Consider the following 15,984-nt stretch of genomic DNA (forward strand, 5'->3'; position numbering starts at 1 on the left):
CCGCCCGGAAATGAAGCGCCTGCGCAGGGCGCCTGCCTGTCCGTTCCCTTCCGGCGCGGCAGTTCCGCCGATCCTGGATTATGCCGTTCCGCTCCCCTCGCTCGCTGTGCTACACAGACAGCAACCGGCGAGTCATCCTTGGGGGGAGGCCCGTAATCCGTAAGGCCGAGCAGTCTGGAGCCGTGGCATGAAACTGACAGGCCCCTTGGGTGTGCTTTTGCGCGGTCTCGCCACCGCGGCCATTGCCCTTTTGCCCACAACCACACTCGCCCTCGAAGCGGTGCTGACCGCACCCGGCGCCTCGGAAGAGTTGCAGGATCGTCTGCGCCAAAGCTCGTCTGCCCTTTCGGCGCCGGCACGTGGCCAGGACAGCCCCCTGGAACTGCTGTCAGCGGCACTCTCGGATTACCGTACCCTGGTTCAGGTTCTGTATGACGCGGGCCATTTCAGCCCGGTGATCCATATCCGTCTGGACGGGCGCGAGGCCGCCGGGATCGACCCGTTCTTCACACCTGAAAAGATCGGGCGGATCGAGATCGCGGTCGATCCCGGCCCCGCCTTCCGCTTTGGCACAGCGCGGGTGGAACCGCTAAGTGCCGGAACCCGCCTGCCCGAAGGCTTCGCCACCGGCCAGCCGGCCACCACAGGCACCATCCGCGACGCGGCGCAGACAGGTATCACCGGTTGGCGCGAGGCCGGTTACGCCAAGGTCCGGATCGGCGACCAGCGCATTCGGGTGCGCCATGCCCCTGCCGAACTGGACGCCGACATTCGCCTGTTGCCAGGTCCCAAACTGCGCTTTGGCCAGATGTATGTGCAGGGCGACAGCGACGTGACACCCAAGGCCATCGCGCGCATCGCGGGCTTTCCCAGCGGCGAGGTCTATTCGCCGGACCAGGTGCAGCGGGTCGGAACGCGGCTGCGCCGTACCGGCGCCTTTGCGCTGGTCTCGGTCACCGAACACGAGACCCCCAATCCCGACGGCACGCTCGATTTCGACGCCACGTTCGAGGACCTGCCCAAGCGACGTATCACATTCGGCGCCGAACTGTCCTCGCGCGACGGGCTCGACCTGTCGGCGATCTGGATCCACCGCAACCTGTTTGGCGCCGCCGAACGTCTGCGGCTTGAGGCGACCGTGCGCAACATCGGCGGCACCGAGGATATCGACGGACGCATCGGTTTCCGCCTCGACCGGCCCGACCGGCTGGGGCCGGATGACAGCATCTTTTATATCGGCGAGGCGGAACGGCGAAACCGCACCCATTACCAGATCACCCGCGCGGTGCTGGGCATCGGCGCGCGCCGCACCTTTTCGGACACGCTTTATGCCGAGGCCGGGATCGGCCTGAGCTATGGCGATGCGGACGACGCCTATGGCACCGGGCGCAAGTTCCGCTATCTGGGGCTGCGCACGGCCCTGGAATGGGACGAGCGCGACAACAAGGTCAGCGCCACGCGGGGCTTTTACATCAATGCCGGGCTGGACCCGTTCATCGGTTTGTCAGGCACAAAGTCGGGGGCCCGGCTGACCGCCGATGGCCGCGCCTATTGGGACTTCAACACCGAAGGCCGTTTCGTGCTGGCGGGGCGGTTGCAACTCGGTTCGGTCTTTGGTCCGTCGCAATCCGATATCTCGCCAGAGCTGCTGTTCTTCTCGGGCGGCGCCGGCACCGTGCGCGGCCAACCTTACGAGAGCCTGGGCCTGCCGGTCGGTGGCAATACCGCGGGCGGCAAGTCCTTTGTCGGGCTTTCGACCGAGATCCGGGGCAAGGTGACCGAAAAGATCTCGCTGGTGGGCTTCTACGATTTCGGCACGGTGGGGGCCTCGTCCTTCATCACGTCGGGTTCGGACAGTCATGCGGGCGCCGGGCTGGGTATCCGCTATGATCTGGGCGGGCTGGGGCCGCTGCGGCTGGACCTGGCTTATCCCACCAGCGGCAAGACCGATGGCGGGCTGCAATTCTATCTGGGGATCGGGCAGGCATTCTGATGAAACCGGTTGTATATCCGCTGGCCTTCGCGCTGACCCTGTCCTCGGCCGTGGCCGAAACCCAGAGCCTCGAGGAAAGCGGCGGCCTGCTGGTCGATTTTCTCGAAGACACCTTGTCGGGCGAGGGGCGCAACATCCGGGTGCGTGGTCTCTCGGGCGCGCTGAGTGCGCGCGCCACCATCGAAGAGATCACCGTCGCCGACGCCGACGGGGTCTGGTTGACCATCCGCGCGGCGGAACTGGACTGGAATCGGCTGGCGTTGCTGCGCGGACGCTTCTCGGTCAACACGCTCACCGCCGCCGAGATCGACATTGCCCGCCCGCCCCTGCCCGCGCCCGCCGAGGTCGAGTTGCCCGATGCCGCCGCCACCCCGTTCCAGGTGCCCGAACTGCCGGTCGCGGTGGAACTTGGAGAGCTTGGGGTCGAGACTTTGACACTGGGCGCACCGCTGCTGGGCGTGGCCGCGACGCTGTCGATCGGGGGTAATCTGACCCTGGCCGACGGAGCACTGGATACCGCGCTGAGTGTGACCCGGCTGGACCGGCCCGGCGACAAGATCGACCTGGTTGCGGGCTTTGCCAACGAGACCCGGCAGATCACACTGGATCTGACACTGACCGAGGCGGCGGGTGGCTTGATCGCAACCACTCTGGGGATCCCCGATGCCCCCGCGCTGCTTTTCAACGCCAAGGGCGCGGGGCCGATCGACGATTTCACCGCCGATATCGGTTTGAGCAGCGATGCGGTCGAACGGGTAACAGGACAGGTGCGGCTGCGCGGCACCGGAGATGAGACCGCCCCCGGCATTCTTTTTGCCGCCGAACTGGGCGGCGATGTCACGCCGCTGCTGGATCCCGCCTTTGACCCGTTCTTCGGCACCGACACCCGGTTCGCCGTCGATGGTAGTTCGCTCGCAGATGGGGCGATGCGGATCGACCGGTTCGACCTGCGCTCGGACGCGCTCGACCTGAGCGGCGCGCTGGCTCTGGCCCCTGGCGGCACGCTGGACCGCGTGACGCTTGACGGGCGCATCACCCCGCCCGACGGGTCCAGTGTCACCCTGCCCGTGCCCGACCAGCGGATCACACTGGGCGCAGCGCAGCTGAGCGGTCGCTATGACCGAAGCGAGGGAGATGGCTGGGTTCTGGACCTGAGCGCCGAGGCGCTCGACACGCCCGATCTGCGGCTCGACCGCGCCCGGATCGGTGCCAGCGGCACCCTGACCCCGGCGGCGGGCGGCCCCACGCTGGCCGGGCAGATCGAGGCCGCGCTGGACGGGATGGCGTTTGCCGACCCGGCGCTGAACAGCGCTCTGGGTGAGGCCGTCACGCTGACGGGTGGTTTCGAACTGCCACCCGAACGGGCGCTTTCACTGACCGGTCTTGTCCTGCGTGGAGCCGATTTCACCGCCACTGCCGATGCGGTGATCGACGGGCTGACCTCCGGCTTTGAGATGGACGGCACCGTTGCATTGACCGCTGCCGATCTCGGCCGCTTCTCGGAACTGGCGGGGCGCGATCTGGGCGGCGAGGCCGAGGCGCGGCTGACCGGAAAAGGCGCACCTCTGTCGGGTAGCTTCGACTTCGTGCTGGACGTCGAGGGGCGCGACCTGAAGACCGGCATGGCCGAGGCCGATCCCCTGCTGGTTGGCACCAGTCGCCTGCATCTGGACGCGCTGCGCGACGACACCGGTATGACGGTGCGCGCGCTGACCCTCGATTCCGCGGCGGGACAAATCGAGGCCGATGCGAAAGTCACCCAGCCCGATGGCATTCTGGCGCTGGATGGCAACCTGCGGATCGACACGCCCGACCTTGCCCCCTTCTCGGGACTGGCCGGGCGCCCGCTGAGCGGCGCCGTGGTGGCCGAGATCACCGGCAGCGCCACCCGGCTGGGCGAGGAGTTCGACCTGACCGTTGATCTGAGTGGCCGGGGCCTCTCCAGTGGCATGGCTGATATCGACCCACTGCTGACGGGCGCGATCCGGATGAACCTCGACGCGCGCCGCGCCGGCGACGACCTGAGCCTGCGCCGATTCACGCTTGACGCGCCGGTGCTCAGCACCGAGGTGCAGGGCGAGGTGACCGGGTTGACCGGCGCCCCGGCCTTTGACGGCACCGCACGCATCACGGCCCCCGATCTCGCACCCTTTTCGGGGCTTGCCGGTCTGGAGCTTGGCGGGCAGATCCGCGCCGGGCTGGAGGGGCGCACCGCACTGAACGGCGAGAGCTTTGATCTGAGCCTCGCGCTCGATGGTGTCGACCTGCGCACCGGCATTGCCCAGGCCGACGCGCTGATCGCCGGACAAACCCGGCTGGAATTCGACGGCAGCCGCGATGCGGACGGGATGGATATCCGCCATTTCGATCTGGAAGGCAGCGCGCTCAGCGCCGAGGCCTCGGGCGCTTTTCGCGGCACCGGCAGCAACCTGCGCTTCGCCGCCCGTCTGGATGATCTCTCGCGGGTGACGCCCTCTGTCTCGGGGCCGCTCAAGCTCAGCGGCACCCTGTCACCCACCGAAACCGGCCTGCGCAGCGATATCGAGTTGCTGGGCCCCGACAGTTCCTTTGCCCGGCTGAACGGTACGGTCGATACGAATGGCGCCGCCGATCTGGAATTTGACGCCGAACTGGCGCGGCTGGAGCGCTTTGTCCCAGATCTGGCCGGGGCGTTGAAAGCGGTCGGAACCGCCACCCGCACGGGCGGCATCTGGACGGTCAGCGGCAACGCGCGTGGCCCCGCCGGGATCACGGCGGATGTGGCCGGCACATTCGACGAGGGGCAAGGTACGGCAGACATGACCGCGCAGGGTCAGCTCAGCCTGGGCGCCGCCAACAGGGCGCTGGCCCCCAACAAGATCGACGGCACCGCACGGTTCGATCTGGCGCTGCGCGGCAAGCCGGGACTGGGGGCGCTGAGCGGCACCATAACCACTGCCGACTCGGCGCTTGCGATCCCCGGCCTGGGCCAGACCATCACCGGCATCGGCGGTACTGTCACCCTTGCCAACAGTGCCGCCCAGATCGACATCCGTGGCGGCGTCCGCGCCGGGGGCGGTTTTACCGTCACCGGTCCTGTCTCGCTGCTGCCGCCCTTTGACGGGCAGATCGCGGTACGGCTGAACGATCTGGTGATGACCGACAACCTCTCCTTTGAGAGCGTGTTGGGCGGGCAGATCACCCTGTCCGGGCCGCTCACAGGCAACAGCCGGCTGGCCGGGCAGATCGAGGTGGGCGAAACCAATATCAATCTCAACACCGCCTCGGGCGCAGTCGGTGCCGCTCCGATCCCGGAAGGCATGGCACATCTCGGAGAACCGGCCGCGGTATACGCAACGCGCCAGCGGGCAAAGCTGGTCGATACCGGCAATGGCGGTGGCGGCAGTTCGACCATGGCGCTGGACATCGCCATCAACGCGCCCGGCAAGGTCTATGCCCGTGGCCGGGGTCTGAATGCCGAAATGGGCGGGCGCATCCATATTGGCGGAACCAGCGCGGCGGTGGTTCCCTCGGGCCAGATCGCGCTGATCCGGGGCGATTTCAACATTCTTGGTCGTCGTCTGAAACTGACCAAGGGCGTTGTCACCCTGCAAGGCGATCTGACACCGTTTGTCGAGTTCGCCTCGACCGCCACCACCTCCGAAGGTCAGGCCACGCTCAGGATCATCGGGCCGCTGGACCAACCCGAAGTCCGGGTGACAGCCGATCCCGACCGCCCCTCAGAAGAGGCGCTGGCGATGCTGCTCTTTGGCAACCAGTTCTCGCAGCTCTCACCCTTTGTCATCGCGCAGATGGCCGCCTCGCTGGCGACATTGTCCGGCCATGGAGGCGACGTCGCCAAAGGCGCAAGGGAAAAGACAGGTACAGACACGATCGAAATCGGCACGGACGCGGGCGGGGTTGGACGTCTGGGCGCCGGGGCCTATCTGAGTGACAACCTCTACACCGATTTCACCGTCAATATCGAAGGCGACACCGAGGTGAACCTGAACCTGGACGTGACCGACAACCTGACGCTCAAGGGCATGGTCGACAATTCCGGCGACACCTCGCTGGGCATCTTCTTCGAACGCGATTACTGAGCGATGCGGTTTACCACCCGGCCCGAGATCGCGGGCACCTTTGCGGTTGCCACCTCGACCCACTGGATCGCCTCGGCGGTCGGTATGGGGGTGCTGGAGCGTGGCGGCAATGCCTTTGATGCGGCGGCGGCGATGGGATTTGTGCTGCATGTGGTCGAACCGCATCTGAACGGCCCGCTGGGTGACATGCCGATGCTGATCAAGCCGGCAGGCGATGTGGTGCCCACCATGGTCTGCGGCCAGGGCACCGCACCTGCCGGGGCCACCATCGCGCATTACCGGTCCGAAGGGCTGACGCGCATTCCGGGATCAGGCCTGCTCGCCACCGTCATCCCCGGTGCCTTTGACGCCTGGATGCTGATGCTGCGCGACTATGGGACGCTGCCGCTGCGCGACATTCTGGAACCGGCCATCCACTATGCCCGGGCCGGGCATCCCGCCCTGCCCCGGGTCGCGGCCACTATCGCCGGTCTGGCGGAGTTCTTTCGCGAAGAATGGCCCAGCTCTTACGAGACCTGGTTGCCGGGCGGCAATGCCCCGCGCGCCGGGGCGCTGATGAAGAACCCGGCCCTGGCCGACACCTGGACCCGCCTTTTGACCGAGGCCGAAACGGCGCGCGGTCGCGAGGCGCAGATCGAGGCGGCGCGGGCGGCCTTCTATCGCGGTTTCGTGGCCGAAAGCATCGACCGCTATCTGCGCCATGCCTGCGTGATGGATGCCGCAGGCGGGCGCCGCAAGGGGGTGCTGACCGGAGAGGACATGGCCAATTGGCAGGCCAGCTACGAGGCGCCGATCTCGACCCGCTACAAGGACTGGACCGTGTGGAAGGGTGGCCCCTGGACGCAAGGCCCGGCGCTGCTGCAATCGCTGCATCTGCTCGACGGGTTCGACCTGGGCTCGCTCGACCTCAATGGCGCCGAGTTCGTGCATCTGGTCACCGAAGCGATGAAGCTCTCCTTCGCCGATCGCGAGGCCTATTACGGCGACCCCGAACACAGTGACATTCCCATGTGCACCCTGCTGTCCGCCCGCTATGCCGACGCGCGGCGCGCCTTGATCGGCACGCAGGCCTCGACGGAACAGCGCCCGGGGCTGGTGGGGGGATATGAGGGCTGGGTGGCGGCCGCGCTGCGCCATGCGCAGGAAATCTATACCTCGGCCGGGGGAACCGGCGCAGGAGAACCCACCATGGCGCATCTGAGCCAGCGTAAGGGCGATACCGTGCATCTTGACGTGATCGACCGCTGGGGCAACATGGTCTCGGCCACGCCCTCGGGCGGCTGGTTGCAAAGCGCGCCGGTGGTTCCGGGGCTCGGGATGCCGCTGAACAGCCGGGCACAGATGTTCTGGCTGGACGAGGGCTTGCCGACCTCGCTGGCGCCGGGACGCCGCCCGCGCGCAACGCTGTCGCCTTCGATGGCGCGGGGACCGGACGGGACCGAGTTGGCCTTTGGCACGCCGGGCGGCGACCAGCAGGACCAGTGGCAGTTGATCTATCTTTTGCGGCTGGTGCATGGCGGGCTGAACCTGCAAGAGGCAATTGACGCACCCTTGTTTCATACTGGTCATTTCCAGAGCTCGTTCTACCCGCGCGAGGTTCAACCCGGGCATCTGATGGTGGAACCAACCCTGGGCGAGGCGGCAATTGCCGAGCTGCGCAAACGGGGGCACCGGGTCGAAGTGGCCGAACCCTGGAGCGTCGGCCGCCTCACCGCTGCCAGCCGCCTGTCAGACGGCACGCTGCGCGCGGCGGCAACCCCCCGCCTGATGCAGGCCTATGCAATCGGACGCTGAGCGCCGGAATTCTGCAAGAATTCCGGGCCGTTTTCCGGGCCGGAAAACGGTGCCGCGCTAGGCGCGGCTGGGCGTAGCTGCGGCATAGATCGCGTCGATCACCTCCTGTACCCTGCGAGACATCTCCAGCGGAAAGACCTCGCCCGCACCCCGGGTCGCCCGGACGAAAGCATCCACCTGCGCCTCGTACTGGTTGATACCCGGAAAGCGAAACACCTGCCGCGACCCTGCTTTCTGATCGTGCAGCACCACCTCGTCAAACCCGTAGAGACCAGCGTTGAACGGGGTTGGCACGTCGATCCAGCCGATCTCGCCAAAGAAGCGCATCGACTGATAGGCGGCCATCTGGGTCGCCACATGGAAATCCAGATCGAACCCGTCAAAGCCAACCGTGGCGCGGGCAAGGATATCGGTGCCGAACTCGGGCGAGTATTCGACCCGTGCCGCGGCCCGGCGCATCTCTGCCCCGGTTGCCAAGAGAGTCGTCACCACCGGATAGACGCCGATATCGGGTAGCGCGCCACCTCCCAATTCGGGCCGGTTGCGCATGTTGTCCGGGTCCGTGTTGTGATAGGAAAACCCGCCGGTGACCTGCCGCAGCGGGCCGATGGCGCCGCTGGCGATCAGGTCGCGTACCTTGTGCCATTGCGGGTGATACCAGACCATGAAGGCCTCGGACACCACCCGGCCCGAGGCATCGCGGGCCGCGATGACCCGGTCGATCTGCTCGGCCCTCAACGCGATGGGCTTCTCGCAGAGCACGTGTTTGCCCGCCTCGACCGCGCGGATCGCCCATTCGGCATGCTGCGACGTGGGCAGAGGAATATAGACCCCGTCCACATCCGGATCGGACAGTAGCGCATCGTAGCCGTCATACCAGCGCGCGGCCGAGAACCGTGCCGCCTGTGTCTGCGCCCGGCCCGCGTCGCGGCTGGCGATGGCATGGATCACGCCGGTTTCTGATCGGGCTATGGCGGGCATCACCTGTTCCCGCGCGATCTTGGCCGTCGACAGGATACCCCATCGGAACAAGGGGTCGGTCATGCGCTTTCCTCCATCAGCCGGGCCGCGCCACTAAGCGCCGCGGCATCGTCAGCGATCAGACGCACCGGCACCCGGTCAAGGTGGTCGGCAAAACGCCCATCCGCCTCGAAGGCCGACAGGAATTCCGCCCGGGCCGCCGAGCCAAGGATACCGCGCGCAGCACCACCTGCGAAGTGGATGCCCCGGAACGGCAGATACTGGAACACCAGCTCTCGCGCAAAAAGCCCCAGCAACCGCGCGGTCAGCGTCACCGTGGCCGCCGCCTGCGGGTCGCCGCCGGTGGCATAGTCCGCCAGGATGTCCTGTCCGCGCCGCTCCTGTCCTGACAGGATCTGGTGCAACCGCGACAGGCCCCGACCCGAGAACAGGCATTCGTTGGTGCGAAACCCGCCCGCCGCATCGCCAATCTGCGCGCGCAGTTCCTCGGCGATGGCCAGCGGCAGGCTGGCATGACCCAGTTCGGCCTCGACCACCGCGCCGCCCTTGAGCAGGCAGGTGTTGAAACCGGTGCCAAGCCCCGCCACCAGCGCCTGATCGTTCGAGGGCTGCGCCGCACCGGCGCGGATCACGTCAAGCTGCGCCGCCGTCAGCCCCGGCAGCGCATGGCCCAGCGCGACCAGATCGTTGATCAGCCGCGCCGGAATACCCCCCTGCCCCCCCTGCCCCGGCAATGGCGCGGCCAGCTCTGCCGCGTCGAAATGCCAGTTCCGGTTGGTCAGCTCGGCCCGTCCACCCGCCACGGGTCCGGCCACCGCAACACAGACACCGCGCAGGCCCGGCAAGGTGCGGCCCCGCGCATAGGCGTCCAGAACCTCGGCGAAAGAGCCATAGGCATCGTTGGCGAACCGGGTCAGATGCACCAACTGCCCGGCGCTGGCCAGCGCGACGCGGGTATTGGTGCCCCCCACATCTGCCACCAGAACCGTCATGGTCACGCCTCGGCCTGCTCGCCCGGGTGCTTGCCCAGGATGATCATGCCCAGCAGGTCGTCATCGGTGACCTTGTCCACGTCCACCGTGCCCACCAGTTGGCCGTTCTTCATGACGCTGGCCCGGTCACAGAGTTTCATGACGTCGTGGATGTCGTGACTGATCAGGAAGATGCCGATGCCCTGCGCCTTGAGCTGCTCGATCAGCTCGGCAACCATTTGCGTTTCATGCGGGCCAAGCGCTGCGGTCGGCTCGTCCATGATCAGGATGCGGGCATCGAAATAGACCGCGCGGGCGATGGCGACCGACTGGCGCTGACCGCCAGACAGGGCCGAGACCGGCTCGTTGAACTTCTTGAAGTTGGGGTTGAGCCGCGCCATGATCTTGCGCGTCTCGGCCTCCATCGCGTCGTCATCGACCAGCCCGAAGGGCGTCACCAACTCGCGCCCCAGAAACAGGTTCGAGGCCGCGTCGAGATTGTCCGCCAGCGCCAGTGTCTGATATATCGTCTCGATATTGTAACGCCTTGCGTCGCGGGGATTGTGGATCTCGGCGCGCTCTCCGTTGATGCGGATCTCGCCCGAGTCCATGCGATAGGCGCCCGAGAGGATCTTGATCAGCGTCGATTTGCCGGCGCCGTTATGACCCAAGAGGCCCACGACCTCGCCCGGATAGAGATTGACGCTGACATGGTCGACCGCGTGTACGCCGCCGAACGAGATGCAGATGTCGCGCATCTCGACCAAGGGTGTTCCCGTTCTGTCAATCATCACCGTGCCCCCGTCTTTCTGCGATAGAGAATGTCGATCAGAACCGCCAGTACCAGAACCGCGCCCACGACGATGTTCTGCAAGGGCGCGTCGACCCCGACCATGGCCATGCCTGATTGCAGCGACTGCATGATCAGCGCGCCCAGGATCGCCCCGTGTATGGTGCCGAACCCGCCCGCCAGCGCGGTGCCGCCAATCACGGCCGCCGCGATCACGCGCAGCTCGTCCAGCGTGCCGATGTCGTTGGAATGGTTGGTCAGGCGGGCCGAGGCCACCACCGCCGAGATGGCACAGAGCGCACCCATCAGGGCGAAAATCTTGACCGTCAGCAACCGCGTGTTGATGCCGCTCAGTTCCGCCGCATCGGGGTTGCCGCCCGTGGCAAAGATATAGCGGCCAAGCCGGGTGCGCCGCGCCAGCATGGTCATGCCGACCGCGATAAAGATCAGCAGCAGCACCGAGATCGGAATGCCATAGGCCTCGGTATAGCCTTCGGGCAGGGTCAGGCCCTGTGCCTCGAAATCGCGCTTGAGCCGGGCCAGCGGCACCTCATAGGCGTTCAGGATGGCGACAAAGCCAAGGATCGCGCCCGAGATCAGTGCCGCCAGAACCCCCTCGGCCCAGAGCGGCTTGACCGGGAAGCCATGACGGAGCTTGTTCTTGCGGCTGGCCCACAGCCCGTAGAGCGCGGCGGCCAGCGCCAGCAGACCGGCAACCCAGGACCAGGTGGCACCCAGCGTGCCATTGATGCCGCCGAACTTCATGAAGGTCGGGTCCAGCGGGCCGATGGTCTTGCCGCTGGTCATGTACCAGCCGACATTGCGCCAGATCAGCAGGCCGCCCAGCGTCACGATAAAGGCGGGGATGGTCAGATAACCCACCAGCCAGCCGTGAAAGGCGCCGATCAGCGTACCGACGAGGATGCCAAAGACAATCGTCACCCAGGGGATCAGCGGATGGCCCAGCCCCAGGCCCAGCATGTTGGGCAGGATCTCGGTCTGGGTCATCGCCATGACCGCCGAGCAGGTCGCCAGAAGGGCGCCGACGCTCAGGTCGATATGACGGGTGACGATGACGAACACCATGCCGGTGGCCATGATCGCGACCGAAACGGTCTGGATGGTCAAGTTGAAGATGTTGCGCGGTGTCAGGAAACGGCCGCCGGTCACAAGGTCGAAGCCGATGCACAGGATCGCGAAGGCACCGATCATGCCGAGAAGGCGCAGATCAAGTTCCAGCGTCTGAACAAAGGATTTCTTGGGATGTGCCGGGGACAGCTCCGCCTCGGAATGAGTCATGGGATGTCCTGCGATTTTGGGGGTCTCACCCCAAAGCAGGGTGAGACCGGTCGTGTTGGGAAAGGATCAGTTGCAGGGTGCGGGACCGTTGGTCACGCCCTGGCACAGGGTTTCCTGGGTGATCCAGCCAGCGTCGACAACAACCGACAGGTTGTCCTTGGTGATCGGCAGCGGTTCGAGGAACATGGCGTTCATCTTGGTGCCACCCGGCGAGGTCCAGTCGTCGGCGCCACCGATGGCGTTCATCTTGGTGCCTTCGGCCAGCGACACGGCGATGCGCGCAGCGGCGCGGCCCAGATCGCGGGCGTCCTTCCAGACCGAAACGGTCTGGGTGCCCTTGGCCACCCGGTTCAGTGCGGCATGATCGCCGTCCTGACCCGAGACCGGCAGCCCTTCCATGCCTTGCGCGGTCAGCGCGGCCACAACGCCGCCGGCGGTGCCGTCGTTCGAGGCGACAACCGCGTCGACACCGTTGTCGGTGGCGGTCAGGATCTGTTCCATGTTGCGCTGCGCGTTGGCGGGCAGCCAGCCGTCGGTATAGGCCTCGCCCACGATGGTGATGTCACCCTTGTCGATGGCGGCTTGCAGCACTTCCTGCTGGCCACCACGCAGGAAATCCGCGTTCGGGTCAGTGGGCGAGCCCTTGATCATCACGTAGCGGCCGGTGGGCGCTGCCTCCAGCACGGCGCGGGCCTGCATCCGGCCTACCTCGACGTTGTCGAAGGTCAGGTAGAAGGCGCGGCTGTCCTCGATCAGGCGGTCATAGCCCACGACCGGGATGCCCTCGTCGGCTGCGGCCTGCACCGCGGGGCCGATGGCCTGCGCGTCCTGCGCAAGAATGATCAGCGCGGTCGCGCCTTGCGCGATCAGGCTCTCCACGTCCGACAGCTGCTTGGCCGAAGAGCTTTGCGCATCCGCCGAGATATACTTGGCGCCCTTGGATTCCAGTTCGGCCTTGATCGCGGCCTCGTCGGTCTTCCAGCGCTCCTCCTGGAAGTTTGACCAACTGACGCCCACGACGACATCGGCCGCCATGGCCACGGTTCCCAGCATGGCGCTGACGATCACCGCGGATGCGGTTGCATAGAGTTTCATTCTGTCCTCCCAAATCGGTTGCAGCCGCACGCCATTCCTTGCCTCGGGCGGGGCCGGTGCAAGGATCGTGTGTTATTTTAATTTGAATGTCAAATTAAATAAGTTAGGCTTGAGGCTCAGGACCTGTCGCAAAGGGCTTGGCCCGGCATCGTCCGCTGGCTAGGATCCCGAAACCGGTGACGGGAAAAGACAGGAAGGACACGTATAAATGGCTGTGATGCAAAGGGAATATGGTCGCCGCACCTTGCTGCGCCAGATCCGGCACGCGGGTCGTATCCCCCGGATCGAACTGTCCGACCTGACCGGCATCAGCCGCGCGACGGTCACCACGATCACCGCAGAATTGCTGTCGCATGGCCTGATCGAAGAGGTTCAGCGCGACGAGGCCGGACCGGATTCCCGCCGGGGTCGCCCGCGCGTCGATCTCAAGATTCGCGGCGCCGCGCATCTGGTGGCGGGGGTCAAGGTCTCGCATCATAAACTGTCGCTGGTGCTTCTGGATTTCGAAGGCGAACAGCTTGCTGCCGAAGAATGTGACCTGCCCGCCCCCGTCAACGCCCCCGAGGTGCTGGCCGAGGCAATCCGGGATGCGGTCAGCCATCTGGCAACCGTCGCCGGACGCCGCGCGGGCGAGGTTTCAGGCGTCGGCATCGGCATCGCCGGCATCGTCGAGGCGACCGACGGATTTGTGCACTGGTCACCGTCTCTCTCGACCCGCAATGTCGATTTCGGCGCGCTGCTGACACGGACACTCGGCACCCCCTGTTTCATCGACAACGACGCCAATCTGGTGGCGGTGGCCGAACAGACCTTTGGCCTGGGGCGCGAGCACAAGGATTTTCTGGTCGTCACCATCGAAAGCGGCGTCGGCCTGGGCATGGTGATCGGCGGCGCGCTTTATCGCGGCACGCGCGGCTGTGGCGCCGAATTCGGCCATACCAAGGTGCAATTGAACGGCGCGCTCTGCCGTTGTGGCCAGCGCGGCTGTCTCGAGGCCTATGTCGCCGATTACGCGCTGTTGCGCGAGGCGACGCTTGTCAGCGGTCTCTCGGCCGAGGGTGACGCAGCAACACGGGTCGAGACCCTGTTGAATGCCGCCCGAACGGGTGACGCCACCGCGCGCAGCATTCTGGACCGCGCAGGCCAGATCTTTGCCATGGGGCTGGCCAATCTGGTCAACATCTTCGACCCCGAACTGATCATCCTTGCCGGTGAACAGATGCAGCTCGACCATCTCTATGCCGACGCGGTGATCGATGCGATGCGCAAATCCATCGTGCAGGTGGACAAGGCCCCGCCCGAGGTGGTGGTGCATAAATGGGGCGATCTGATGTGGGCGCGCGGGGCGGCGGCCTATGCGCTGGATCAGGTGTCGGAACTGGCCTTGGATAGGCTGGACAAAGATGCGGCTTGAACTCCTCGCGCTGTTTCTCGCTGCCGCCCCCGCGCTGGCCGACCCGGTGTTCCGCCCTGTGCCGGTACCCGAGCATATCTATGCGGGCGGATGGGAGCATTTCGTCGGCGGCGGGCTGGCGGTGTTCGACTGCGACGGCGACGGTCTGCCGGAACTGCTGGCGGCGGGTGGCGAAAACGCGGCCACCCTGTTGCGCAACCGTTCTGACAACACGGCATTGCGGTTCGAGACCGAAACGCCCGAGGCGCTGGCCGAACCGGGCATGATCGGCGCCTATCCCCTGGATATCGACAGCGACGGCTACATCGACCTGGCGGTGCTGCGGGTGGGTCCGAACCAACTGTTGCGCGGCGGTCCCGAGTGCAGCTTTGCCCCGTTCGAGGGGTTGGGTTTCACCAGCGGTGACCGCTGGACCACTGCCTTTTCCGCCACATGGGAGGCGGGGCAGAGCCTGCCGACGCTGGCCTTTGGCAATTATGTCGACCGCAGCAACCCAAACGGCCCGTTCGGCACCTGCGACGTAAACCTCCTCTACCGGCCCGAGGGCGACCACTATGGCCCGCCCCAAGTGCTGGAGCCGGGGTATTGCCCGCTCTCGATGCTGTTCAGCGACTGGGCGCAGCAGGGCCGGACCGACCTGCGGGTCAGCAACGACCGGCACTATTATGTCTCGGAGGGCGAGGAACAGATGTGGGCGATGGGGTCCACGCCCCGCCTGCTCGGCCCCGCCGACGGCTGGATCAGCCACAAACTCTGGGGCATGGGCATCGCCCAGCGCGATCTGGACCGCGATGGGAACCAAGAGGTGTTCCTGTCCTCTATGGGCGACCAGCGCCTGCAACGGAGGGCCGGGAACGGCGCGGAGTTCACGGATGTGCCCTATGCCATGGGCACCACCGCCCACCGGCCCTATACCGGCGGCGACGGGCGGCCCTCGACCGGCTGGCATATCGGGATCGGCGATGTGCAGAATGACGGGCTGGACGATGTCTTCATCACCAAGGGCAATGTCGAACAGATGCCCGACGCGGCGATGGAGGATCCCAACAACCTGCTGATCCAGCAACCCGACGGCACATTCGCCGAGGCTGGCGACCGCGCTGGCATTGCCAGCCTGCACCGGGGGCGCGGCGGGGCACTGGTCGATCTGAACGGCGACGGGCGGCTCGACATCGCGGTGGTCAACCGCCGCGCACCGCTGGAGGTCTGGCAGAATGTCACCGCTGACACCGGCCACTGGCTGGCGCTGGCGCTGGAACAACCCGGCCCCAACCGCGACGCCATCGGCGCCTGGATCGAGGTCACGGCCGGTTCGGCCCCACCACAGCTGCGCGAGATCACAGTGGGCGGCGGTCATGCTGGTGGTGCGGCGGGGTTCCAACATTTCGGGTTGGGCGCTGCACGAGACATCTCAATTCGGGTTATCTGGCCCGATGGCACCCAATCCGCCCCGCTTGAGGTCGCCCCTGACCAATTGCTGACGGTGATCCGCGACGGCACATCCCTCGGGGCAAAGCCCTAGCCCCTTCATTTCGCCAAAAATACTCCCGCCGGAGGCATAGATT

Annotated in this window: 10 protein-coding genes; 5 read left to right on the top strand and 5 right to left on the bottom strand. The window is 66.2% G+C overall.

From position 1 onward, the window contains the following. Positions 1 to 187 precede the first annotated feature (187 nt). Genes MB818_RS09735 through MB818_RS09745 form a run of 3 tightly spaced genes read left to right on the top strand, consistent with a single transcriptional unit; the run spans position 188 to position 7,869 of the window. Entirely contained in the window at positions 188 to 1,993 is a 1,806-nt protein-coding gene (locus MB818_RS09735; protein WP_234139300.1) for an autotransporter assembly complex protein TamA, read from the top strand. Further along, entirely contained in the window at positions 1,993 to 6,075 is a 4,083-nt protein-coding gene (locus MB818_RS09740; protein WP_238904928.1) for a translocation/assembly module TamB domain-containing protein, read from the top strand. The genes MB818_RS09735 and MB818_RS09740 overlap by 1 nt, the downstream gene beginning before the upstream one ends. A 3-nt stretch (positions 6,076 to 6,078) precedes the next feature. Next, on the top strand, positions 6,079 to 7,869 hold the full coding sequence (locus MB818_RS09745) for a gamma-glutamyltransferase family protein (RefSeq protein WP_238904929.1): 1,791 nt from the start codon (positions 6,079 to 6,081) through the stop codon (positions 7,867 to 7,869). A 57-nt stretch (positions 7,870 to 7,926) separates the two neighbouring features. On the opposite strand, the gene MB818_RS09750 is transcribed toward MB818_RS09745, so the two are convergent. From MB818_RS09750 to xylF, 5 genes are all read right to left on the bottom strand, one after another. Continuing rightward, on the bottom strand, positions 7,927 to 8,913 hold the full coding sequence (locus tag MB818_RS09750; protein ID WP_238904931.1) for a Gfo/Idh/MocA family protein: 987 nt from the start codon (positions 8,911 to 8,913) through the stop codon (positions 7,927 to 7,929). Continuing rightward, a complete protein-coding gene (locus MB818_RS09755; RefSeq protein ID WP_238904954.1) occupies positions 8,910 to 9,842 on the bottom strand; it encodes a glucokinase in 933 nt (310 codons plus the stop codon). Before MB818_RS09755 ends, MB818_RS09750 begins: the two co-directional genes overlap by 4 nt. 2 nt (positions 9,843 to 9,844) lie before the next feature. Beyond that, a complete protein-coding gene (locus MB818_RS09760; RefSeq protein WP_234139296.1) occupies positions 9,845 to 10,612 on the bottom strand; it encodes an ATP-binding cassette domain-containing protein in 768 nt (255 codons plus the stop codon). Next, positions 10,612 to 11,910 (bottom strand): sugar ABC transporter permease, encoded by a 1,299-nt coding sequence (locus tag MB818_RS09765; RefSeq protein WP_234143136.1) that lies wholly within the window; start codon positions 11,908 to 11,910, stop codon positions 10,612 to 10,614. Before MB818_RS09765 ends, MB818_RS09760 begins: the two co-directional genes overlap by 1 nt. 66 nt (positions 11,911 to 11,976) lie before the next feature. Next, positions 11,977 to 13,005 carry a D-xylose ABC transporter substrate-binding protein gene (xylF, locus tag MB818_RS09770; RefSeq protein ID WP_234139294.1) on the bottom strand — a complete coding sequence of 343 codons (1,029 nt, stop codon included), beginning with the start codon at positions 13,003 to 13,005 and terminating at the stop codon, positions 11,977 to 11,979. Between the two features lie 208 nt (positions 13,006 to 13,213). On the opposite strand from xylF, the gene MB818_RS09775 reads away from it, so the two are divergent. After that, complete coding sequence (locus tag MB818_RS09775) at positions 13,214 to 14,419, top strand: ROK family transcriptional regulator (RefSeq protein WP_238904932.1); 1,206 nt, start codon at positions 13,214 to 13,216, stop codon at positions 14,417 to 14,419. Beyond that, positions 14,409 to 15,941, top strand: a complete 1,533-nt coding sequence (locus MB818_RS09780; protein WP_238904933.1) for a CRTAC1 family protein — start codon at positions 14,409 to 14,411, stop codon at positions 15,939 to 15,941. The genes MB818_RS09775 and MB818_RS09780 overlap by 11 nt, the downstream gene beginning before the upstream one ends. The last annotated feature ends 43 nt before the right edge of the window (positions 15,942 to 15,984 follow it).

The organism is Ruegeria alba, assembly GCF_022321465.1.
GTDB classification, from domain to species: Bacteria; Pseudomonadota; Alphaproteobacteria; order Rhodobacterales; family Rhodobacteraceae; genus Ruegeria_B; species Ruegeria_B alba.